This is a genomic window from Candidatus Pantoea deserta (assembly GCF_003813865.1).
Taxonomy (GTDB): Bacteria; Pseudomonadota; Gammaproteobacteria; order Enterobacterales; family Enterobacteriaceae; genus Pantoea; species Pantoea deserta.
On sequence record NZ_RMVG01000002.1, the window covers coordinates 310,645 to 332,966 of the forward strand.

Genomic DNA, 22,322 nt, shown 5'->3' on the forward strand with positions numbered 1-22,322 from the left:
TTGCCCGACGCGGCGCGCTGGCCCATCTGCGGGAGCGCCGCTGTGAGGCGGCGCGTTGTTTTCGCGCGGGGCAGGCGGGCAATCCGGCCTGCTTGCCCGCGCGGTCAGGCTGTCAGCCGCGCGTTACTGACCGAGCGCGGCCTCGTCAGACTGCTTTTTCCCTTCCTCGATAAACTCTTCGTCAATCTCTTCTGCGTTGTCGCGGTTATCCTTGCCCGACAGCAGGTTCCAGCAGGCGATAAACAGCGCGGCAATCAGCGGACCAATGACAAAGCCGTTGATACCGTAAATCTCCATGCCGCCAAGCGTCGCAATCAGGATCAGGTAATCGGGCATTTTGGTGTCTTTGCCCACCAGCAGCGGACGCAGAATATTATCCACCAGCCCGACGATCACCACGAAGAAGCCGACGATAAACAGGCCTTTCCACAGCGCGCCGGTCGCAAAAAAGAAGATGGCAGCCGGCACCCAGATAATCGCCGAGCCGACCGCCGGGATCAGAGACAGGAAGGCCATTAGCGCGCCCCACAGCAGGCTACCGTCAATATCCACAAACCAGAATGCCAGCCCGCCGAGGATCCCCTGCACCAGCGCGACCACCACCGTGCCTTTCACCGTTGCGCGTGAAACCGCAGCGAACTTCATAAACAGGTGATGTTTCACATAGGTAGAAAGCGGCAGCGCCTCCAGAATCAGGTGCACCAGATAAGAACCGTCCTTTAACAGGAAAAACAGCAGGTAGAGCATGACGCCGAAGCCGACGGTAAAGGTAAAGGTGCCTTTGCCGATCAGGAAGACGCTGCCCGCCATATACTGTCCGCCTTTCAGGGCGAAGCTGGAGAGCTTCTGCTGGATTTGCGACGCATTGTTGAGCTGGTGCTCGGAAAGATAGTTGCGCAGCCAGTCGGGCAGATGCTGTAGCAGATCGGCGAATACCGTGGGGAACTGCGCCGAATTGCTTTGCAGCTTGAGATACACCGTATTGATCTCCACCACCAGCGAAGAGGCGATAATCGCCAGCGGCGTAAAGACAATCAGACAGATGATAAGCAGGGTGATCAGCGACGCCAGTCCGTTGCGATCGCCCATTTTATGCCGTAGCCAGGTTTTAAGCGGCGCAAAAATCACCGCCAGAATGGCAGCCCACAGAATAGGGGAGAAATAGGGGGCCAGCACATCGAAAAACGCCACGGTGACTATCGCCAGAATCACGATAAAGAAACCGATATTTAATCCTTTAACACGCATGCGTAAACCTCAGGGTTAAGTGTTGCGGATGAACTATAGAACGCGCGGCGCGGTTTGTAATGCCTGTTTATGGTTTCGTTTAAAAATTTAAACGCCCGTCTCCGGGAGACGTCATGACGCAGCGATAAGCGATTTCCGCCCTAAATATGCACGATTGACGCATGGCTGTTGAAGCCTGTCGTCAAGGTGTGTAAAAATCCTGCGCAATCGTTTTCACCCGGCGTGGTCAGGCGATTTTTTTGTTGCCGCCGCCGCTTTCGGCCTGCCGCTCAGCGGCGGGGCAGGGCGGCCTGGCAATGTGGCTGCCGACGTAAACTCACCGTCGCCAGCATTGACGTCATGAAGACAGGACAGGCAGATGAAAACCACAGAAACCGGCACGCTTACGGCGGCAGCCGCAGAGGCGTCAGCAGAACGCGGCTGGCGCAAAACCGACACAATCTGGATGCTGGGGCTTTACGGCACCGCCATCGGCGCAGGGGTGTTATTCCTGCCCATCAACGCGGGCGTGGGCGGACTGCTGCCGCTGATTATCATGGCGCTGCTCGCTTTTCCGCTCACCTACTACTCCCATCGCGCCCTGACCCGTTTTGTGCTCTCCGGCAAAAAGGCGGGCGAAGATATTACCGACGTGGTGGAAGAGCACTTCGGCGCTGGCGCGGGCAAAGTGATTACGCTGCTCTACTTTTTCGCTATCTTCCCGATTTTACTGATGTACAGCGTCGCCATTACCAACACCGTTGACACCTTTATTACACATCAGCTGGGGCTGGTGTCGCCGCCGCGCGTGCTGCTGTCGCTGATTCTGATTATCGGCCTGATGATGGTGGTGCGCTTTGGCGAGCAGATGATTGTCAGGGCGATGAGCGTGCTGGTGTTTCCCTTTGTCGCGGTGCTGATGCTGCTCGCGGTCTACCTGATCCCGCACTGGCACGGCGCGGCGCTAGAGACGCTGTCGCTGTCTCATGCCAGCGGCGGGAAGGGACTCTGGATGACGCTGTGGCTGGCTATCCCGGTGATGGTGTTCTCCTTTAACCATTCGCCCATTATCTCCTCTTTCGCCGTGGCGAAGCGCGCGGAGTATGGCGAAGAGGCCGAACGCAAATGCGCGCGCATCCTGGCCTGTTCGCATCTGCTGATGGTGGCGACAGTGATGTTTTTCGTCTTCAGCTGCGTGCTCAGCCTGTCACCGGCGGATCTGGCTGCGGCAAAAGCGCAGAACATCTCTATTCTCTCCTATCTTGCCAACCACTTTGACGTGCCGGTGATCGCCTGGCTCGGCCCGCTGATTGCCATCGTGGCGATCACCAAATCCTTCCTCGGCCACTATCTTGGCGCGCGCGAAGGCTTCAACGGTCTGGTCAACAAGATGCTGCACAGCCGGGGTAAAACCATTGCGCCCGCGAAGCTGAACCGCATTACTGCGCTGTTTATGCTGCTCAGTACCTGGCTGGTCGCCAGCTGGAACCCAGGCATTCTCGATATGATCGAAACGCTGGGCGGTCCGGTGATTGCCGTTATCCTGTTTTTGATGCCGATGTACGCCATTCACAAAGTGCCCGCGATGCGTAAGTACAGCGGACATATCAGCAACCTGTTTGTGGTGCTGATCGGGCTGGTGGCTATCTCTGCCATTTTCTACTCTCTGTTCCGCTAACCTCTGAGCGCCCGCCCTGCGCGGGCCATGTCGTTTCTGGGTAGCTTTCAGCTGCGGCAACATGCTAGCCTTGTTGAGAATAATTATTAGTTACTGAGGTAGTGATTGATGAACAAGGGACTTCTGCTGGCTGGACTGCTGACGTCAGCGGCCTGCGGCGCAACCGCTTATCCGTTGCAGGTCACCGATCTGGATGGCAATGTCATCAGGCTCGACCATGAGCCGCAGCATGTTATTTTACAGGACGGGCGCGATGTGCTGGCGCTGGCGCTGCTGGACCGTGACGATCCTTTTAAGCGGGTGGTCGCCTGGAATAATTTGCCGAAAAAGCAGGATACTCAGACCTGGGATCTGCTGAAGCAGCGCTGGCCGCAGTCGACAAAGATTGTCGATATGGGCTTTAACGATCAGGGACAGGTCAATCTTGAGAGCGTGCTGGCGCAAAAGCCGGACCTGATGATCGCCCAGCTGCGCGCCAAATCCGCGCTACAGCAGTCAGGCGTGCTGGAAACGCTGAAGGGGCTGAATATTCCGGTGCTGTTTATCGACTATGAACTGCATCCGAAAGAGAACACCGCGCGCAGCGTCGCGCTGCTGGGTCAGGTGCTGAACCGCGAAAAAGAGGCGACGGACTATGCCGGTTTTTATCAGCAGCGCCTCCAGCAGCTCGATCGCGCTATCGCTCAGGTTAAGCACAAGCCCACCGTGTTTATCGAGCCGATTGCGGGCAACAGCGATAACTGCTGCTTCACCCACGGGCACAACGGCTGGGGCGGGCTGGTTGAAGCCGTCGGCGGAAAAAACATTGGCTCCGCGCTGTTGCCCGGCAATGCCGGTTTTGTCTCGCTGGAGAAGATTATCGCCATGAAGCCGGACGTCTATATTATGACCGGCTCAAAGCGCCCTAATCCGGGCGTGCTGCCGTTTGGCTATAACACCAGCCCCGATCAGGTATCAGCGACCTTTAGCGGTTTGCTGAACCGCACCGGACTAAAGCAGATTGCGCCGGTAGCCAATGGCCGCGTCTATGGGGTGTATCATCACTTCTATAATCATCCCTACAACATCATTGGCATGGAGATTCTGGCGAAAGATCTCTATCCGCAGGCGTTTGCCGGGCTGGACCCCAGCGCCGATTTCCACTATCTCGTGACGCATTTTACCCGTCTGCCGGATGCGCCCGCGACCTTCAGCTATCCCTGAGCTGCGTTGCCGCGCGTTGACAAAACGCGCGGTTAATTTACCTTCCCCAGGCGACATCTTTCGCTACTCTTATACAGATTGTTTTTGCTTCTGATACCATCGATTTTCTTGCGTCTTCAACGCCACCAGACGAAAAAGTTTGCCAAAAGCCAAAAACGTGGTGAAATTCGCGCGCTTATTTCGCACCGGGCGAAATAAACAGGGCAACAGGGAGTGCGCTATCAGACGATCAATTTGGGCAGCGTTTATCGCCGCAGGGAAGCTTTTAATAACCTCAGGTGATTAATCGCTGCCGTTTGGGCTTTGCCCGAGGTGTTTATGACCCCACACTCTTTGGCCTCCACGCTGAATAAAAAATTTATCCTTGAACCCGTAATGTCACAGGCTGGCGCGTATCTGGGGTTTGAGCTGTTAACGCGCTATACCTCAATAGCGGGCAAATCGCGCAATCCCTTTATGGTGATTGAAAATATGCCGCGGCACGAGAAGCGCGATTTACTGTTTGAACAGCTGGCCGAGCTCTCTTCGGTGGTTTCGCTGCTTGAGCAGCGGCAGCTGTTCGTCAGCATCAATATTGACCGCGAAATGGTGCAGATGCTGGAGGAAGATACGCAGCTGTGCTGGCTGTTCAGCAATTCAAGCGTGGTGCGGCTGGAAGTGTCAGAGAATATCGATTTTTTGCGCGATCGCGCCGCGCGCCAGACGCTGCAACAGCTCCGATCGCGCGGCCTTCATTTTATCCTTGACGATCTTGGCACCGGTTTCGCCAACCTTGAAGCTCTCTATACAGGTCTGTTCGATGCGGTAAAGATGGATAAGCATTTTTTCTGGGAGCAGAAAGACAAATCCATATTCCCGGTGTTAATGAAGAATATTCAGCGTTATTGCCCAAAGATTATTGTGGTCGGGGTAGAAAATAAAGAGGATTTAGCTGCGCTGACCGCTATACCGCTTTATGGACTTCAGGGATACTATTTCTCCGCGCTGGAAATAGATGAACTGGCGGAGCATCTTAACTAACGCTACCTTCTTTGTGTTATTCGCAGGGCGGCTGTTCACTATAGCGACGTCCTGTATTTTCCTCACGCCCTCAGCCATCCGTCGGCCGGACGCCAGCGCTTTGCGCCGCTTATTTAATTTATCGCTTTCGGTAAATTAAACTCACGGCGAGCGTAAAGAAAACGAAAGGGGAAGGGGAGCGCTGCCGCTACGGTTAGTACGCTGATCTACAAAAGATTATGACCGAAGCAGAGTCGTTTTTTGCTCTGTTTTAGCCACGCGATATTTAGCAGACAAACTATTAAGCTCATTAATTAGCGCCGTTTTCTGGTCAGACCCCCGACCTGTTTATGACTTTTTTACCCTCGCGTCGGGATTATTTCTGGCCGAACCTGATTTTTAATGAAAAATAAGTCAGGGCGTCGTTTTTAAAAAAGAGAAATATCTTAATTTTATAAATTAATCATCCCCTGATACAAATAACAGTGTTAGTATATTTGTTCAACACTAGTGATGTGGTGTTGTTTACTCTTGTTTTTTCCTTGATTTGGCAAGGATTAGCCGGTATTCGGTATCCTGGAATAGTCATTCCCCCGGTCGTTATTCGATCGGGTTTTTTCATTTTCCCAAATGACCCTGCCTGTAACGAAAATATCGTTATAAATGCAACTAAATAGCGCTATTTTCTTGCTTTACGTCTTATCCCCTGATGATGCGTCAGGTCCAGCCGTCTCCACAATTCCTGCTTAATGTTAAGGGATCGCTAAGCTGAGTAATAGTGTGTAAGTTACCGATATTTAAGACTTTTAGAGATGCATAACAGGAATGATATCGCCGATAGTAGAGTCCAGCGGCGCAACTCTCGCTGTTGCTACTGGAGGTTATGATGAAAAAAACAACATTACGCGTTATTGCTACTTTTATTGCATGCAGCTCACTCGTTTCTACGCTCTCCTGGGCAGAGGGTCCGGGCGACCATCATGGTCAGCAGTGGCAAAAACAGGGCGGCGATCGCCATGAGGATCGCGGACGGGGTCCGGAAGGTCATGGTCCGCAGGGGCATGGACCGGATCGTGCCCCTGGCCATGACCGCTTTGCGGGAGGACCGCGCGGCGAACATCGGGGCGAGCGCGACCATTTCGCCTGGAACGGACACGATTTCCGTCGTGGCCATCCCATGCCTCCCGAATATCGCGGTCCGCACTATCGGGTTGACGACTGGCGCGCACGTCGCCTGCCGGAACCGCCGCGCGGCGAGTACTGGTCTTATATCGACGGCAACTATGTGTTGATTGCCGCAGCCACCGGCGTTATTACCTCGCTAATCCTCGGGAATGCCTTCAACTAATTATGCAACAGAAGCGGCTCAGGCCGCTTCTGTGCTTTTTACCGCTTTCGGCAACGCTAAAACCGGCTGCATCAGCGCGCGGCTGTTCCTCTTTTCTTCATACGCTTCCAGGCTATGCTTTGCTTCCACACTGTTCCCTTTCGCCTGATAAAGGAGTCGAGATGACAGCGGTAAAAATGGTGGCGGTTGATATGGACGGCACCTTCCTTGATGACCAGAAACAGTACGACCGTCCGCGCTTTATGCGCTGTTATAACGAGATGAAAGCGCGCGGCATTAAGTTTGTTGTTGCCAGCGGCAATCAGTACTACCAGCTGAAATCCTTTTTTCCCGACATTGCCAGCGAGATCGCGTTTGTCGCCGAGAACGGCGCCTGGATTCTGGATGGCGATGAGGAGTTATTCTGCGGTGCCTTCTCCCGCGACGATATTCAGGCGGTGCTGGATACGCTGCAAAACGGGGACTATCCTGGGCTGCGCTATATCCTGTGCGGGCGAGAAAGCGCCTACTATTTTGACGGCGTCGAAGAGCAGTGGCTGGCGAAAATGCGCCACTATTGCCATCGCCTGAAGGCGATTCATTCTCTGGAAGAGACAGGCGATGACCGGCTGTTTAAATTCGCGCTCAATCTGTCTGACGACTATGTCACCACGCTGATGGCGGATATTCAGCGGCTGCACAAGGGCGCGGCTGATGCCACCTCAAGCGGCCACGGTTCGGTCGATCTGATTGTGCCGGGCCACCATAAGGCTAATGGGCTGGCTATCCTGGCGCAGCGCTGGGGAATCGATCATCAGCAGGTCCTGGCGTTTGGCGACGGCGGTAACGATCTGGAAATGCTGAAACAGTCCGGGTTCAGTTTCGCCATGGCGAACGCGCCGCAGCGGGTAAAAGAGGCGGCGCGCTTTGCCGCGCCGGCTAACAATGACGCCGGGGTGTTGCAGGTTATCGAGAAGATGCTGGCGGGCGAACCGCCTTTCGCCTGACGCCTTTACTGACGGGCAGCTTTGCTGCCCGCTGTCACACTGCGGCGGTGATGCGCCACGCCTGCGCCAGCATGTCGCGCATCTGCTGCCGACTATAGCTTATCAGCGAATTTTTGCTGTTAGCGCGCGCCAGAATCCACTCCACCTCTTCGCTGTTCAGCGTCTGCGTCTCCTGCCAGAAGGGCGTAATCGCCTGCTGCTGAAGCCATGCTTTCAGAAAGCGCGCGGGCTGGGCGTCCTGTGTGCCGAACAGCTGCTGTTGCAGCGTCTGCATGAGCTGCTGTTGCTCCGGCTGGCTGCTTTCCGCCAGCAGATCAAGGAAGGGGAACAGCAGACGACCGCAGACCTCGCCGTGATGAAAGGGCTTAATCGCGCCCAGCTCGCCCGCGATACCGTGGATAACCCCCAGACCGGCGCTGCTCAGACAGACGCCGCCAAGCCAGGAGGCCATCATCATTGCCTCACGCGCCGCATCGCCCTGAGCATCGTCGCGGTTAAGCGCGGGCCAGGCCTGCACAAACTGGCGCAGTCCGGTCAGCGCCAGCTGCTGCGTAAACAGCGTGCCTTTGCTGGAGAGGTAAGCCTCAAACAAATGGGTAAAGGCGTCAATGCCGCAGGTGACCAGCACGCTGTCCGGCGCGCCTTTCAGCAGGTCAGCATCCAGAATCGCCACCTGCGGCACAAAGACCGGATGGCGCAGCGAGGCCTTGACCTTGATATCGTGCTGGTCGGTCACCACCGCATTTTGCGTTGCCTCGCTGCCGGTGCCGGCGGTAGTCGGCACGGCGATTAGCGGCAGCGTTACGGCCTGCACCGGCGTGTCGCCGACTTTTTCCAGATAGCGTGCGGTGGGAAGCGGGTGCTGCATCATGGCGCTGAAGGCTTTGGCCGCATCCAGCACGCTCCCGCCGCCGATCGCCACGACGCGATCGACATGACCGCGCCAGCGTGTGACCCAGGCATCAATCTCAGCTGGTGAGGCTTCATGTGCGACGATTTCATATCCAATAATGAGATCGTTTAATTCAGCTTTCAGACGCGCATAAACCGGCCCGTTCAGGAAGGAACGGCCGCAAAACAGCAGCGTAGGCTGAGTGTCGGCGCGCAGCAGCGGCAATAGCTGGCTGATGCTGCCGCGTCCAGACAGGGTTCGTTGATTACTGTACAGCTCGCTCAGGTTCTCACTCACCGCAACATCCTCAGGTTAAAAGAGAAAACAGGAGTGTAGCGAAAACCGCAGCGCAGGCGGCAGCGAACTTTCCGATTGCTCAGGAGGGAAAAGTTGATCACCTTCGCAAAACAGAAATTCAACCTTTGCGGGGAGGTGTTTTCACCACGATGTTACCCTTAACATGTTACTGGTAACAGGTTGTGTCTGACTGTTACCTCGTTTTCCCGTGCCGTACCCGACGTCCGTCAGGACCTATGATAACAACACGCTGCTGGCCGCTGGCCGGTCTGCAAGGTGGAGAAAACCTATGCCATTACTTATTGTGGCGATCGGGGTAGCGTTACTGCTGCTGCTGATGATTCGCTTCAAACTCAATGGATTTATCGCGCTGATTCTGGTGGCGCTGGTGGTCGGCATGATGCAGGGCATGCCGGTGAATAAAGTGATCCTTTCTATTAAAAACGGCGTCGGCGGCACGCTCGGCAGCCTGGCGCTGATCATGGGATTCGGCGCCATGCTCGGCAAACTGCTGGCTGACTGCGGCGGCGCGCAGCGTATCGCGACTACGCTGATCGATAAATTCGGCAAGCAGTATATTCAGTGGGCGCTGGTGCTGACCGGCTTTACCGTTGGCTTCGCCCTGTTCTATGAAGTGGGATTCGTCCTGATGCTGCCGCTGGTGTTCAGTATTGCCGCCTCGGCGCGCGTGCCGCTGCTCTATGTTGGCGTCCCGATGGCGGCCGCGCTGTCTGTTACCCACGGTTTTCTGCCGCCGCACCCAGGCCCGACGGCGATCGCCACCCTGTTTAACGCCGATATGGGCAAAACCCTGCTCTGGGGCACGCTGCTTGGTATCCCGACGGTGATCCTCGCCGGGCCGGTCTATGCCCGCTTCCTGAAAAGCATCGATAAACCGATTCCTGAAGGGCTGTACAACCCGAAAACCTTTACGGAAGCGGAGATGCCGGGCTTCGGCGTTAGCGTCTGGACCGCGCTGGTGCCGGTGGTGCTGATGGCGCTGCGCGCGCTGGCGGAAATGGCGCTGCCGAAAGGGCATGCGCTGCTGCCTTACGCCGAGTTTTTTGGCGATCCGGTGATGGCGACGCTGATTGCGGTGCTGATTGCTATCTTTACCTTCGGCCTGAATCGCGGACGCAGCATGGATGAGGTGATGGGCACCATTACCGACTCAATTAAAATTATCGCCATGATGCTGCTGATCATCGGCGGCGGCGGGGCGTTCAAACAGGTACTGGTGGACAGCGGCGTAGACAAATATATCGCCTCGATGATGCAGGAGAGCAACGTTTCACCGATCTTTATGGCCTGGTCGATTGCCGCGGTACTGCGTATCGCGCTCGGCTCCGCCACCGTGGCGGCCATTACCGCTGGCGGGATTGTCGCCCCCTTGATCGTCAGCAGCGGCGCCAGTCCGGAGCTGATGGTGATTGCGGTGGGTTCAGGCAGCGTGATCTTCTCTCACGTCAACGATCCCGGCTTCTGGCTGTTCAAAGAGTATTTCAACCTGACGATTGGCGAGACTATTCGCTCCTGGTCCGCGCTGGAAACCATTATTTCAGTGTGCGGCCTAATCGGCTGTATGCTGCTCTCTTATGCGATCTAGGTGATGTCGCCGGGCGCAGCGCCCGGCGTCAGCGTTAGCTGGTCAGCGCGCGAAACGCGGCCAGCTCCTTTTCGGGCATGCCCGCCTGCTTCGCGGCCAGGCAGATTTGCTGCCAGCTGATGGCGTCCAGCGGGATGCCCTCACGCGCGCGCGCCGCGCGATTCGCCTCTTCCCATTCGCCGGGGACCTGAATTGGCTCGCTGCCGCTCTGCGGCGAGCGCTTCACCCACGCCAGAAAAGCCTCTGCTTCTTCCTGCATCGCGGGCGCATTAAAGGCGTCGGGGTTAAGGATAAGGGTCGTCATGCAGTTATAAATCGCATCGTGACTGCTCTGCACCGTCGCATCATGGGTGGTGCGTCCGCCGGAAAGCGCGCCGCCGAGAATTTCGCACATCGTCGCCAGCGCATAGCCTTTATGCAGGCCAAAGGGCAGCAGCGAGCCGTAGGGCGCTTCGTGCATGACGGCGGGCTGAACGGTGGGTCTGCCCTGATGATCGATAAGGTAGCCCGGCGGCACCTCGCTACCCTTATTGTAGGCCACGCGGGTTTTGCCGAAGGCAATGCCGCTGGTGGCGAAATCAAGCAGCAGGGGCGTGGCGTTACGCCGCGGGAAGATGGCGCAGAACGGATTGGTGCCGAAACGGCGATCGCTGCCGCCGAACGGCGCTACCATGGGATCGCCCATCACGTTGACGAAGTGAAAGGAGATAAACCCTGCCGCCGCGCACTGCTCGGCCCAGTGGCCTATGCGGCCGATATGGTGAGAGTGGTGGAGGCCGACGGCGGCAATGCCTGACTGGCGCGCGCGCTCAATGCCCTGCTGCATCGCCTCAAAGGCGGCGACCTGACCGAAACCAGAGCGAGCGTGAAAGGTCAGCACCGCGCCGGCGTCTTTTTCCAGCACAGGATGCTGATTGAGCTGCAAATGCCCCTGCGAAAACGACGCCATATAGCTGGGGATCATGCCGACGCCGTGGGAATCATGGCCAGCCAGGTTGGCAGCGACCAGATGATCGGCCACCAGACGCGCCTCGCTCGCTTCGCTGCCCGCGTGCAGCCAGATGGCCTGGACAAACGCATGCAGTTTTTCGGCGTTGATACGATAAAGTTGACTCACCTGCGCTTCCTCTTTTTATGGGTACATCGCATCCTGCGACCAAAAACAGGTAACGGCAAGTGATGGTTGCAATAACGGAAAAGGGCCACAAAGGGTGGCCCAGAGCGCAGGTTAATGTGGCTGTTCGAAGCCGGCTTTCACCATTTGTTCGCGTAGCGCACGCGTAATCTCACGGTTGCCGCCGGTGACAGGATAAATGACGTTGTTAACGACATCGTCGAGGTAATGCTCATCAAACTCCTGCATGGTGAGCTGCGTACCGCCTTCATCGTTGATAGCGAAGGAACCTTTAATATGATCGCCAGCGTTTTTCGCTTTTAGGCTGTAGCGTCCCATACTGGTATTTATCGTGCTCATACAGTCTCCTTATTACTCATCTGACATTCAAATTCGCAGAGGCCTGCCTTTGCCGCAAAAAGTTTAGCGGGAGAAGAGAGTGGAAACGAAGCGCAAAGCGGTGAAAAAAGCAGCGAATGCGACCGGTATCGCAGAAATAAAACAGATTTTTCTGGAAAGGGAACTTAGGCCGGAAGGACGGCGGCAGGCTCCGGCAAAAACGCAGCGATAAGCTATACTCTTATCCTGAAACGTTTTTTTTACTGGCAAAGGAACAAGGATATGAAAATAATTTTGTGGATTATCGCCATCATTTTCATCGTAGGGTTACTGACGCTGACAGGGGTGTTTAAGTTAATTTTCTGAATCAACGCGGGCACCTCTCAGGTGCCCCTGTTATTTGTGTTCTTCTTCATTTGCGACACCAGACAGCGTGCAATGGGATCAAGCGGCGTATTCGGCAACAGATCCCGCGCGGTCAGGCGCTTATTGCAGTTGGCGCAGCGAGCGCCATGAAAGCTGGCTTCTGATGAAGGATCATGAGTAAAGGTAAACTTTGCGCTGCCGCAGGCGGTACAGCGAATTTTCATCACCATGTAATGCTCTCCTTGCCCGGAAACGAACAAGGGCCATTCTAACAAATATCTTCTGGATATTTATCAAAAATCCTAAACAATTAATGCGCGTTATCTTTCGGGGTTTCTGTTTAAATTTTTATTAATAACATTCGGTTATTGTTATTTTGGGTGATGGTGCAGGCGCTGTCACGCCAGAAGTCACCGAAAGCCGGGCGGCGCTCAGCGAGCCGGTTTCCGGATAGCCCCGTTTTCCTGTCCCGTTTTAACAACGTTTCGCTTTACGCCTCCATACTTTGTCGCCGTAAAGAGAAGGTTTTGTTACGCATGGCGCGCGGTTCGCTCCCGTTCGGCCGGTCGGCTTAGCGCCACTTTATACAGGAAAACAGTTGTGAATCGGTACTCTCTGCGCGGCGCCGCCGCTCTCTGCGCGGCGCTGCTTTTTTCAGGCTCCCTTTATGCGGCCACCGTTGCGCAAGGGCTAAAAGAGGGCTGGAACACCTTCAGCAACAATGCGCAGCAGACCTGGGAACAGCCGCAAAACCGGGACTTTTACCTGCCGGCCATCACCTGGCATAACCGCTGGACCTACGACGACGATCACATCGACCGTTATAATGAACGGCCCTGGGGAGCCGGCGGGGGGATTTCGCGCTATGACGAAAAGGGCAACTGGCACGGTCTCTATCTGATGGCCTTTAAGGATTCGTATAACAAATGGGAGCCTTTTACCGGTTATGGCTGGGAAGCCACCTGGCGTCCGCTAAGCGACGAGCGCTTTCACCTGGGAGCGGGCTACACGGCGGGGGTAACGGCGCGCCATAACTGGAAATATATCCCTGTTCCTGCCCTGTTGCCGCTGGCTTCGCTAGGATATGGCCCGGTTAACTTTCAGATGACTTATATTCCAGGGACTTACAACAACGGGAACGTCTATTTTGCCTGGCTGAGGGTGGCGTTTTGATTCTGCTGCGCGGCAAGAAAGGGTGGCAAAGGCAAAAAAAGGTGAAATTTATCACTTTTTATTCAATTGCCGCTGGACAAATGTCACCGCAATTGCTGTACTAGACGCCGACACAGTTTAGTGTCCATTTTTCATGTAAAGGTAATATAGATGTCCAAGATCAAAGGTAACGTTAAGTGGTTTAATGAATCTAAAGGATTCGGTTTCATTACTCCAGAAGATGGCAGCAAAGACGTGTTCGTACACTTCTCTGCTATCCAGAGCAACGGTTTCAAAACTCTGGCTGAAGGTCAGCGCGTTGAGTTTGAAATCACCGAAGGTGCCAAAGGCCCATCTGCTGCTAACGTTATCAGCCTGTAAGTTAACAGTCAGAATTTCAAAAACCCGCCGCATGGCGGGTTTTTTTATGGCTGCTGCACCCCCCCTTCATCTCCAGCTTCTTCGTCCTGCGCTTAATCAACTAAGATCTGCGGACCCAGTCACACAAAAGACTGGTAACATTATTATAACAACTCTTACTTGCAGCTTTTTTCCTGCCGACGCTATATAACAGAGCGGCAGCACTATCTTCTTGAGGAGGCAGGATGAATATACGTCAGGCACAGGCGAAAGACAGTTTTGCGCTGAGCGCGCTACTGGCGGAATTAGGCTATGGCGGAACCGAAAGCTTTATCGACAAGCGCCTGGCTCAGCTCAGCCAGGATCCCGACGAAATGCTACTGGTCGCCGAGCACGGCACGCAGGTGCTGGGATTTCTGTCGATGCATTTTATCCCCCAGCTGGCGCTGGCAGGGGATTTTGCCCGTATCAGCTACTTCTGCATCGCCGAGGGCGAGCGCAGCAAAGGGGTGGGACAACAGCTTCTCCAGCATGCTGAAGCCATGGCGTCCCAGCGCGGCTGCGATCGCATGGAAGTGCACTGCCATGCGTCACGGCTTAAGGCTAACCAGTTCTATACGCGCGAAGGCTATGTGGAGTCGCCGCGTTACCATACTAAAAATCTGCATTCAGCGTAACGTCGCGGCCGGAAGCAATCGCCAGCGCGCTGGCTATCATTTCCAGCTGGTCATCCTGCATACAGGCGATACTGACGCGAATAAACTGCGCAGGTCCCAGGCGACAGCGCTCGCCAGGCAGCACGGCGATGCCGCGCGCCGCAAGGGTAATCATCGCATACTGCTCTGACGCGACCGGTATGCAAAGGCTTAATCCGTCGCGCAGGGGCAGAGTTAATCCACGCGCCGCCAGCGCCGCCAGCATTTTCTCACGACGCTGACGGTAAACGGCGCGCGCCGCCGCAATTTTCTGCTGCGTCTGCGCATCCTCAAGCAGCCAGGCGACGCTGTCCTGTAACAGCCGGCTGGTCCAGCTGACGCCGAAATTACGCCACGCCTGAATACGCTTCACCATCTCCGCCGTCGCGGACAGCACGGCCAGACGCAGATCGGGACCGTAGGCTTTAGAGAAAGAGCGTACGTGCAGAGTGCGCTCCGGAAACGCGTTGCCGAGACTCCAGGCAGGCGTTGAAGAGAGATCGCCAATGCCGTCGTCTTCGACGATCAGCGTGGTGCTCTGCGCCAGCACCGTCGCCAGCGCCGCCTGACGGGCCGCGCTGACGCTGTTGCCGGTCGCCGAGTGGGTGCGCGGCTGGTAGATCACCATAACGGGCGAGCGTTGCAGCAGCTGGGCAAGAACAGCAGGCAGCGGTCCTTCGCTATCGCAGGCCAAGGGTAAGATCTCCGCGCCTACATTATCCAGCATATCAAGCAGACGCGTCGCGGTAGGATCCTCGATAACCACGCGGTCGCCGGGCGACACCAGCGTCTGCACCACCAGATTCATCGCATCGAAGCCGCCGTCCGTAGCCAGAAAGGCTTCGGCGGGATAGGGCCAGCGCGGTTGAATCGCGGCGAGCAGCGGCGCTGAAATCGCCTCGCGAAAATAGCTGTTGAGATGAGGCGACTTCAGCGCCGCCTGAAGGGCGGGTTGCAGATCGGGCAGCAGAGCGGGATCCGGCGACGCCATCGCCAGATCGGCGCGAATGTTATCGCCGTAGTTGCCGATTTTTTCAAAACGAATCGGGCGCGGCATCACGGTATTGCCGGAAACCCAGACGCCGCCGCGTCCTTTACCCGCCAGAACTTTCCTTTTTTTTAGCTGCGCCCAGGCCGCTGACACGGTGGCAGGGCTGACGCCCAGCTTCTCCGCCAGCTCGCGCACCGCGGGCATCTGCATGCCCACGGCGATTTTGCCCTCGCGGATCAGCGTGGACGCTGCCAGCGCGATGCCTTTCACCGAGGTATCCGTTATCCGATCGCACAGCCAGTCGAGAACGTTTTTTTTCGTCATAAGAAAAAACTTTGTTCAGTAACAAATTAATGATTGTTCAGCTAAGTATTCCCGAATTAGTATCAAATTCAAGCACAATTTGATGAATAAATCGTCGCCGCTACGGGCGCAACCTTAAAACGGGGCAGACATGAGCAAACCGATCGTCAGACTCGCGGTGCGAGACTGGGACTACTTTACGCCGCTGGCGCTGGGTGACCTGAAAGCTGAAGGATTTGATGTGATCCTCGACCGCGTAGGAACGCTGGTCGATAACCTTGCCGTCAGCCCCGATTACGATGGCGGCGAAGTCTCTTTTAGCCGCTATGCGCAAGGGCGTGCCCGTGGCGACGTCAGCCTGCTGGGGCTGCCGCATTTTCTGATGCGCGGTTTCCGCCAGCGCTGCATTATCACTACCGCCGACAGTCCGCTGACCACGCCTGCGCAGCTTAAAGGCAAGCGCATTGGCGTGACCGGCTGGCAGGATTCCGGCAACACCTGGACGCGCGCCGTTCTGCGCGAAGCGGGCGTCGAGATTGACGACGCTTACTGGTTTGCCGGTCGTCTGACCGCCGATCATCCTGTCACCGATCGCCTGGCGGGGTTTGGACGACCTGGCCGCATTGAAGCCGCGCCGGAAGAGCGGCCGCTGCTTGATCTGCTGAAGGCCGGGGAGCTGGACGCGGTATTTACGCCCTTTATGCCGGAGGGCTTCTTTCTGCCGCAGTCGGGACTGCGTCAGCTGCAACCCGATTTTTATCAGGCCGAGCGTGACTACGTCCAGCGTGTCGGCTATGTCCCAGGTATTCATATCCTTGCCCTGAAGCCCGCGCTGGCTGAGCAGTATCCCTGGCTGCCGCAGGCTCTCAGCGAGCTCATCGATCGCTCCGCCCGGCTGTGGCTGAAAAAGCGGGAAAAATATGCCGACACCACGCCCTGGCTTCTGGATGATTTGCGACGCACCGCGCAGGAATTACCTGCCAGCTGGAATGAAAACGGGTTTGAGGTTAACAAAAAGATGATTGCCGACTTTGCCAGAGAACTTTATCAGCAGGGTCTGACCACAACCAGTCTGACGCCGGAAGCGATCTTTCCGGCCGCGAGTAAAGGGGAGCTGTGATGAAAGTAGCGATGGGGCAGTTTGCGGTCAGCCGCGAATGGCAAGAGAACGCGGATATCTGCATCGATCTGATGACGCGCGCCGGATCGGGCGGCGCCGATCTGCTGGTGCTGCCGGAGGGCGTGCTGGCGCGAGATATTGCCGACCCGGATCTGGTGTTAAAAGCCGCCCAGCCGCTGGACGGGCCGTTTCTTACCAGGCTGTTGCAAAAGAGTAAGGGAAACGAGCTAACCACCATGATGAGCGTGCATGTGCCGACAGAGGGCAATAAAGCGCTTAACGTGCTGGTTGCGCTGCGTAACGGCGAAATCATCGCCGCCTATGAGAAGCTGCATCTCTATGACGCCTTCGCCATGCAGGAGTCGCAGCGGGTGAATCCCGGCCACGTCATTCCGCCGCTGGTGGAGGTGGCGGGCATGAAGGTTGGACTGATGACCTGCTATGACGTGCGTTTTCCGGAGCTGGCGCGCCGCCTGGCGCTGGATGGCGCAGAGGTGCTGGTGCTGCCGTCTGCGTGGGTAAAAGGGCCGCTAAAAGAGATGCACTGGGAGCTGCTTACTACCGCGCGTGCGCTGGAGAATACCTGCTATATGGTGGCGGTAGGCGAGTGCGGCCCGCGTAATATCGGCAATAGCCTGGTGATCGATCCGCTCGGCGTAGCGATCGCCAAAGCGCCAGAGTCGGCCGCGCTGGTCTTTGCTGATATCGATCCGCAGCGTATCGCCTACGCACGCAGCCTGTTGCCGGTGCTGGAGAATCGCCGCTTTGCCCGTCCGGAATTAAAAACAGAATAAAACGCCTGGGAGAAAAACCGTGAACAAGTGCGCAACCGCTATTTTGCTGGCGCTCGGTCTGAGCGTTTCGCTGGCCCATGCCGCAGAGTCCCTGCCTACTCAGAAAGCCGATCCGGCGCTGCACGATCGTTTACCGGCCGCAATCAAACAGGCGGGTAAAATGACGTCGGTTAACAACGGCTCGTTTCCGCCTTATGAAATCGTCAACGGCCCGCATGCGATGGACGGCGCTTCCGCCGATCTCAGCAACGCGCTGGGGCAACTGCTGGGCGTGAAGATCGAACATGCCACGGTCAGCGGCCTTTCCGGCGTGCTGTCCGGCATTAATTCCGGTCGCTATCAGCTGGCGATTGGGCCGATAGGCGACTATCCGGACCGTCAGCAGAAGGTCGATTTTATCGATTTTGTTCAGGAGTTTGTGGTCTTTGGCGTACAGAAGGGCAACCCCCAGAAGATCAACGGACTGGGCGATACCTGCGGCAAACGCATCGCGGTTATGGCGGCAGGCTCCGCAGAGCAGGTGATCCGCAAGCAGTCTGAGGCCTGTGTAACGGCGGGCAAGCCGGCGGTTGTCGTACAGTCCTTCACCGATCAGCCGTCGTCCATTCTCGCCGTGCGCTCGAAGCGTTCTGACGCCTTCTTCTCCTCACAGGCGCCGCTCACCTGGTTTATCGATCAGGCTAACGGTCAGCTGGAACTGGCCGGGCAGGGCGAAAAAAACGGCTTTGGCGATATTTTTCAGGGCACGGTGGTGCCGAAAGGCTCAGAGCTGGGCAAGGTCGTGCTGGATGCTTATCGCCAGCTTTACCAAAACGGCACCTATACGGCCATCATGAAAAAATGGCATCTGGACGGCAATATGATTGACGCGCCAGGCCTGAATCTGGCGCAAGAGGCGGCAAAATGAGTCACTTCTCCCACAAAACACGAGCCACGGACAAGGCCGACGTGCAGCAGCGCGACGTGGCTTATGCCCGCAGCGCGCCCGTCTGGGGACGCTGGTTTTCCTGGATTGTGGTGCTGATTATCGGCTCAAATTTTCTCTGGATAGTGGCGACCAATCCTGGCTTTGAGTGGCAGGTGGTCCTGCAATGGTTTACCGAGGCGTCGGTGCTGCAAGGTCTCAAGGTGACGCTGGGGCTGACCGCTGTCTCGATGGTGCTGGGCACGCTGCTGGGACTGCTGCTGGCGGTGTGGCGGCTGTCTGACAACCGCCTGCTCAGCGGAATCGCCAGCCTCTATATCTGGTTCTTTCGCGGAACGCCGCTGCTGGTGCAGCTGATATTCTGGTACAACCTGTCGACGCTGTTTCCAGCAATCTCGCTCACGCTGCCCTGGACCTCGCTGACCTGGGCCAGCTGGAATACCAATGACCTGATTACGCCGCTCACGGCGGCCATTGCCGGGCTGGCGCTGAATGAGGCGGCCTATATGGCTGAGATTATCCGCGCCGGACTCCTGTCGGTGGACAATGGTCAGACAGAGACCACGCAGGCGTTTGGTATGAGCCGTACCCGCGCGCTGCGACGCATTATTATTCCGCAGGCCATGCGCGCCATTATCCCGCCGAGCGGCAACCAGCTGATCAGCATGATCAAAGCGACCTCGCTGGTCAGCGTTATCGCCATGGGCGATCTGCTTTACTCGGTTCAGGCGGTTTACAACCGCACCTTTGAGATCGTCCCGATGCTGATGGTGGCGGTGATCTGGTATCTGTTGATCACCTCTGTTCTGAATGTCGGCCAGTCGGCAATTGAGCGTTACTACGCACGCGGTACGCGCCGCACGGTAGAGAACGTTAAGGCCCGCGCGCCTGCGCCGCGATCCGATGCCCGTCTGGTGCGCAAGGAGGAAGTATGAGTGACGTTGCACCCTTAGTCAGCGCGCGTAACGTGCATAAAAGTTACGGCCATAATGAAGTGCTTAAAGGGATCGACCTCGACGTATTCCCTGGCGAAGTGGTGGTGATCCTCGGCCCGTCAGGCTCTGGAAAATCGACCTTTCTGCGCTGCATTAATCATCTGGAGGAGATGAACGCCGGATCGATCATGGTCGGCGAACAGCAGATCGGCTATGAACTCAAGCGCGGCCTGTTGCACCGTCTCTCTCCGCGTAAGATTGCGCGCCAGCGGCAGAAAATCGGCATGGTGTTTCAGCAGTTCAATCTCTATCCGCATATGACCGTGCTGCAAAACATTATTGAAGCGCCAGTAGGCGTGCATAAGTTTCCGCGCCACGAAGCCGTTGCGCACGCCAGGGCGCTGCTGGAAAGGGTAGGGCTGAGCGATAAGGCCGATGCCTGGCCGCGCCATCTCTCCGGCGGTCAGCAGCAGCGGGTGGCCATCGCGCGCGCGCTGGCCATCAAACCCGCGCTGATGCTGTTTGACGAGCCGACGTCGGCGCTCGATCCTGAGCTGGTAGGGGAGGTGCTACAGACTATGCGTACCCTGGCGGACGGGGGGCTGACCATGATTGTCGTGACCCATGAAATTGGTTTTGCCCGCGAGGCGGCCGATCGGGTGGTATTCATGGATGGCGGGGTGGTGGTGGAGCAGGGGCCGCCGGAGCAGGTGCTCACCCGGCCGCAGCACGCGCGCACGCAGGCGTTTCTCAGCCGGTTTATTTAATCGCGATTAAATAGATCTTACTCTGTTACAGATTACAGTTGAGCTTGTCGCTGAAGTGCGCGTAAATAAGCCTGTTTGTTTTTTCGCTAAGGTTGAAAGGTAAAGTATGGAAGGTATCAGTATTGCCAAACTGCTGATCATCGGTGCGCTCATCGTACTGCTTTTTGGCACCAATAAGTTACGTTCACTGGGTGGCGATCTGGGCTCCGCAATCAAAGGCTTCAAAAAAGCCATGAAAGACGAAGAACCCACCGCAACCAAAACGACAGCTGAAGATGTTCCGGCAGAGCGCGTTACGCACAAAGAGTGATACGCCGCCGCTGAAGATAAATGTAATCATTTATTTCTTACAGACATAAAAAAACCAGACAGTACGCGTCTGGTTTTTTATTGCCTGCGGAAAGCGAGCGGGCTTATTTCACTTCCAGCCCTTTCGCCTGCATATCAGCGTGATAGGAGGAGCGAACAAAGGGACCGCATGCCGCATGGGTAAAGCCCATCGCCAGCGCCTCTTCCTTCATTTCATCGAACTCCGCCGGACTGACATAGCGCTGCACCGGCAGGTGATGACGGCTCGGTTGCAGATACTGTCCCAGCGTCAGCATGGTGACGCCGTGGCGACGCAGGTCGCGCATTACCTCAATAATTTCTGCGTTGGTTTCGCCCAGACCGACCATCAGACCCGATTTGGTCGGGATCTCCGGATGCGCTTCTTTAAAACGTTCCAGCAGCTTCAGCGACCACTCATAGTTCGCGCCCGGTCGCACCTGACGATAGACGCGCGGCACGTTTTCCAGGTTATGGTTGAACACGTCCGGCGGCGTCGCGTTGAGGATCTCCAGCGCGCGATCCATACGGCCACGGAAATCGGGCACCAGGGTTTCGATCTTAATCGCCGGGCTTTTTTCGCGGATAGCGGTAATGCAGTCAGCGAAGTGCTGCGCGCCGCCGTCTCGCAGATCGTCACGGTCTACCGAGGTAATCACCACATAGCGCAGCGCCATATCGGCAATGGTCTGCGCCAGCTTCATCGGCTCATTGGCATCCGGCGCATTCGGGCGACCGTGCGCCACGTCGCAGAACGGACAGCGGCGGGTACAGATCGCGCCAAGGATCATAAAGGTGGCGGTGCCGTGGTTAAAACATTCGGCCAGGTTAGGACAGGACGCTTCTTCACATACCGAGTGCAGACCATTTTTACGCATCGCCGCCTTGATGCCCTGAATGCGGCTGGAATCCGCAGGCAGCTTGATTTTCATCCATTCTGGCTTGCGTAACAGTTGCTGGCGTTCAGTCACCACGGTTTTCACCGGGATGAGCGCCATTTTATCTGCGTCACGGTATTTGACGCCGCGTTCCATCTGAATAGGTTTACTCATAAGTCTGAGGGTTCCGGTCGGATTGCGTGGTGAGAGCTGTTGCCTTCAGTTCAGCGAAACAGCTTTCAACTTTATTTGATAAAACTTCAAAAATTATATCAGTTCCGCCAGGCAGAAGCAGCCGTATGGCGGCGGTAAAAGTTACAATTTTGTAAATTCGCATGCACGGTTAAGGCAGCGGCAGCGTTTCCGCCGATAGCCACTCTACCTGACTAAAGCCCAGCAGGCGCGCAAAAGCGGCAACCAGCAGCGGCTGCACGTCAGCGAGCGCGACGCCAGGCTGGAACGCGCTGAGCTGCGTCATGCGCATCCCGGCATAGCCGCAGGGGTTGATGCGCAAAAAGGGCGTAAGATCCATGGCCACGTTGAGCGCCAGGCCGTGAAAAGAGCAGCCTTTGCGAATCCGCAGACCCAGCGAACAGATTTTCTCGTCGCCGACGTAGACGCCTGGCGCATCGGGACGCGCGCGCGCGGCGATGCCAAAGTGGGCCAGAGTGGCGATAACCGTCTCTTCCAGCGCGGTAACCAGCTGGCGCACGCCGATCTTGCGGCGTTTAACATCAATCAGCACATACATCACCTGCTGGCCCGGACCGTGATAGGTGACCTGGCCGCCGCGATCGCTCTGCACGACCGGAATATCCCCTGGCATCAGCAGATGCTCGGCTTTGCCCGCCTGGCCCTGGGTGAAAACGGCGTGATGCTCCACCAGCCACACTTCGTCGCGGCTGTCGCTGTTACGGCGGTCGGTAAACTGATGCATGGCATCGGAGACGGGCTGCCAGTCGCGCTGGCCAAGCTGGCGAATAAGAAGCGTATCTGCTGACAAAACGGCGGTCCGGTTAA

Annotated in this window: 25 protein-coding genes; 17 read left to right on the plus strand and 8 right to left on the minus strand. The window is 56.6% G+C overall.

Translation table 11 applies throughout. The annotated features are described in order from the left end of the window. Window positions 1-123: 123 nt before the first annotated feature. A complete protein-coding gene (locus BBB56_RS04085) occupies window positions 124-1,248 on the minus strand; it encodes an AI-2E family transporter (RefSeq protein ID WP_123799046.1) in 1,125 nt (374 codons plus the stop codon). A gap of 358 nt (window positions 1,249-1,606) precedes the next feature. Here BBB56_RS04085 and BBB56_RS04090 point away from each other — a divergent pair, with 358 nt between their 5' ends. The 5 genes from BBB56_RS04090 (at window position 1,607) to BBB56_RS04110 (ending at window position 7,441) form a co-directional block, all read left to right on the plus strand. Next, window positions 1,607-2,905 carry an HAAAP family serine/threonine permease gene (locus BBB56_RS04090; protein ID WP_123799048.1) on the plus strand — a complete coding sequence of 433 codons (1,299 nt, stop codon included), beginning with the start codon at window positions 1,607-1,609 and terminating at the stop codon, window positions 2,903-2,905. 108 nt (window positions 2,906-3,013) lie between these two features. Continuing rightward, entirely contained in the window at window positions 3,014-4,108 is a 1,095-nt protein-coding gene (locus BBB56_RS04095) for an ABC transporter substrate-binding protein (protein ID WP_123799050.1), read from the plus strand. A gap of 318 nt (window positions 4,109-4,426) precedes the next feature. Continuing rightward, window positions 4,427-5,128 (plus strand): EAL domain-containing protein, encoded by a 702-nt coding sequence (locus BBB56_RS04100; RefSeq protein ID WP_123799052.1) that lies wholly within the window; start codon window positions 4,427-4,429, stop codon window positions 5,126-5,128. A gap of 865 nt (window positions 5,129-5,993) precedes the next feature. Beyond that, entirely contained in the window at window positions 5,994-6,455 is a 462-nt protein-coding gene (locus BBB56_RS04105; RefSeq protein WP_123799431.1) for an RcnB family protein, read from the plus strand. A 161-nt stretch (window positions 6,456-6,616) separates the two neighbouring features. Then, window positions 6,617-7,441: a Cof-type HAD-IIB family hydrolase gene (locus BBB56_RS04110; RefSeq protein WP_123799054.1), complete on the plus strand. Its 825-nt coding sequence runs from the start codon at window positions 6,617-6,619 to the stop codon at window positions 7,439-7,441. A gap of 34 nt (window positions 7,442-7,475) precedes the next feature. Here the strand turns inward: BBB56_RS04110 and BBB56_RS04115 are convergent, their stop codons facing one another. Continuing rightward, on the minus strand, window positions 7,476-8,630 hold the full coding sequence (locus tag BBB56_RS04115) for an iron-containing alcohol dehydrogenase (protein WP_123799056.1): 1,155 nt from the start codon (window positions 8,628-8,630) through the stop codon (window positions 7,476-7,478). 289 nt (window positions 8,631-8,919) lie between these two features. Between BBB56_RS04115 and gntT the strand changes: the two genes are divergently transcribed. Next, the gene (gntT, locus tag BBB56_RS04120; protein ID WP_123799058.1) at window positions 8,920-10,236 is read left to right on the plus strand and encodes a gluconate transporter; all 1,317 of its coding nucleotides are present in this window, start codon (window positions 8,920-8,922) and stop codon (window positions 10,234-10,236) included. A 34-nt stretch (window positions 10,237-10,270) separates the two neighbouring features. Here gntT and BBB56_RS04125 read toward each other — a convergent pair whose 3' ends face one another. Next, window positions 10,271-11,353 (minus strand): malate/lactate/ureidoglycolate dehydrogenase, encoded by a 1,083-nt coding sequence (locus BBB56_RS04125; RefSeq protein ID WP_123799060.1) that lies wholly within the window; start codon window positions 11,351-11,353, stop codon window positions 10,271-10,273. Window positions 11,354-11,464: 111 nt separating this feature from the next. Continuing rightward, the gene (locus BBB56_RS04130; RefSeq protein WP_103795010.1) at window positions 11,465-11,710 is read right to left on the minus strand and encodes a hypothetical protein; all 246 of its coding nucleotides are present in this window, start codon (window positions 11,708-11,710) and stop codon (window positions 11,465-11,467) included. Between the two features lie 79 nt (window positions 11,711-11,789). On the opposite strand from BBB56_RS04130, the gene BBB56_RS23905 reads away from it, so the two are divergent. Beyond that, window positions 11,790-11,921: a hypothetical protein gene (locus BBB56_RS23905; protein WP_255420535.1), complete on the plus strand. Its 132-nt coding sequence runs from the start codon at window positions 11,790-11,792 to the stop codon at window positions 11,919-11,921. A gap of 50 nt (window positions 11,922-11,971) precedes the next feature. Then, a complete protein-coding gene (locus BBB56_RS24030; RefSeq protein WP_019105993.1) occupies window positions 11,972-12,055 on the plus strand; it encodes a small membrane protein YohP in 84 nt (27 codons plus the stop codon). A gap of 17 nt (window positions 12,056-12,072) precedes the next feature. Here BBB56_RS24030 and BBB56_RS04135 read toward each other — a convergent pair whose 3' ends face one another. After that, entirely contained in the window at window positions 12,073-12,285 is a 213-nt protein-coding gene (locus BBB56_RS04135) for an ECs_2282 family putative zinc-binding protein (RefSeq protein ID WP_123799062.1), read from the minus strand. Window positions 12,286-12,655: 370 nt separating this feature from the next. Here BBB56_RS04135 and pagP point away from each other — a divergent pair, with 370 nt between their 5' ends. From pagP to BBB56_RS04150, 3 genes are all read left to right on the plus strand, one after another. Next, entirely contained in the window at window positions 12,656-13,228 is a 573-nt protein-coding gene (gene pagP / locus BBB56_RS04140) for a lipid IV(A) palmitoyltransferase PagP (protein WP_123799064.1), read from the plus strand. A gap of 150 nt (window positions 13,229-13,378) precedes the next feature. Then, the gene (gene cspE, locus BBB56_RS04145) at window positions 13,379-13,588 is read left to right on the plus strand and encodes a transcription antiterminator/RNA stability regulator CspE (RefSeq protein ID WP_033751857.1); all 210 of its coding nucleotides are present in this window, start codon (window positions 13,379-13,381) and stop codon (window positions 13,586-13,588) included. A gap of 224 nt (window positions 13,589-13,812) precedes the next feature. Further along, the gene (locus BBB56_RS04150) at window positions 13,813-14,244 is read left to right on the plus strand and encodes a GNAT family N-acetyltransferase (RefSeq protein ID WP_123799066.1); all 432 of its coding nucleotides are present in this window, start codon (window positions 13,813-13,815) and stop codon (window positions 14,242-14,244) included. Here the strand turns inward: BBB56_RS04150 and BBB56_RS04155 are convergent. Continuing rightward, complete coding sequence (locus BBB56_RS04155) at window positions 14,222-15,577, minus strand: aminotransferase class I/II-fold pyridoxal phosphate-dependent enzyme (protein WP_123799067.1); 1,356 nt, start codon at window positions 15,575-15,577, stop codon at window positions 14,222-14,224. The two genes, BBB56_RS04150 and BBB56_RS04155, sit on opposite strands and share 23 nt — an antisense overlap. Before the next feature lie 130 nt (window positions 15,578-15,707). Between BBB56_RS04155 and BBB56_RS04160 the strand changes: the two genes are divergently transcribed. The 6 genes from BBB56_RS04160 (at window position 15,708) to tatE (ending at window position 20,407) form a co-directional block, all read left to right on the plus strand. Next, window positions 15,708-16,676, plus strand: a complete 969-nt coding sequence (locus tag BBB56_RS04160) for a substrate-binding domain-containing protein (RefSeq protein WP_123799069.1) — start codon at window positions 15,708-15,710, stop codon at window positions 16,674-16,676. Continuing rightward, window positions 16,676-17,470, plus strand: coding sequence for a deaminated glutathione amidase (locus BBB56_RS04165; RefSeq protein WP_123799071.1), 795 nt, complete (start codon window positions 16,676-16,678; stop codon window positions 17,468-17,470). The genes BBB56_RS04160 and BBB56_RS04165 overlap by 1 nt, the downstream gene beginning before the upstream one ends. Before the next feature lie 19 nt (window positions 17,471-17,489). Continuing rightward, entirely contained in the window at window positions 17,490-18,377 is an 888-nt protein-coding gene (locus BBB56_RS04170) for an ABC transporter substrate-binding protein (RefSeq protein ID WP_123799073.1), read from the plus strand. Beyond that, a complete protein-coding gene (locus BBB56_RS04175; RefSeq protein WP_123799075.1) occupies window positions 18,374-19,330 on the plus strand; it encodes an amino acid ABC transporter permease in 957 nt (318 codons plus the stop codon). The genes BBB56_RS04170 and BBB56_RS04175 overlap by 4 nt, the downstream gene beginning before the upstream one ends. Further along, window positions 19,327-20,097 carry an amino acid ABC transporter ATP-binding protein gene (locus BBB56_RS04180; RefSeq protein WP_123799077.1) on the plus strand — a complete coding sequence of 257 codons (771 nt, stop codon included), beginning with the start codon at window positions 19,327-19,329 and terminating at the stop codon, window positions 20,095-20,097. Before BBB56_RS04175 ends, BBB56_RS04180 begins: the two co-directional genes overlap by 4 nt. Before the next feature lie 106 nt (window positions 20,098-20,203). Further along, entirely contained in the window at window positions 20,204-20,407 is a 204-nt protein-coding gene (gene tatE / locus BBB56_RS04185; RefSeq protein WP_033751842.1) for a twin-arginine translocase subunit TatE, read from the plus strand. A gap of 103 nt (window positions 20,408-20,510) precedes the next feature. On the opposite strand, the gene lipA is transcribed toward tatE, so the two are convergent. Then, window positions 20,511-21,476 (minus strand): lipoyl synthase, encoded by a 966-nt coding sequence (gene lipA / locus BBB56_RS04190; RefSeq protein ID WP_123799079.1) that lies wholly within the window; start codon window positions 21,474-21,476, stop codon window positions 20,511-20,513. A 169-nt stretch (window positions 21,477-21,645) separates the two neighbouring features. Beyond that, complete coding sequence (gene lipB, locus BBB56_RS04195) at window positions 21,646-22,305, minus strand: lipoyl(octanoyl) transferase LipB (RefSeq protein ID WP_123799081.1); 660 nt, start codon at window positions 22,303-22,305, stop codon at window positions 21,646-21,648. Between the last annotated feature and the right edge of the window lie 17 nt (window positions 22,306-22,322).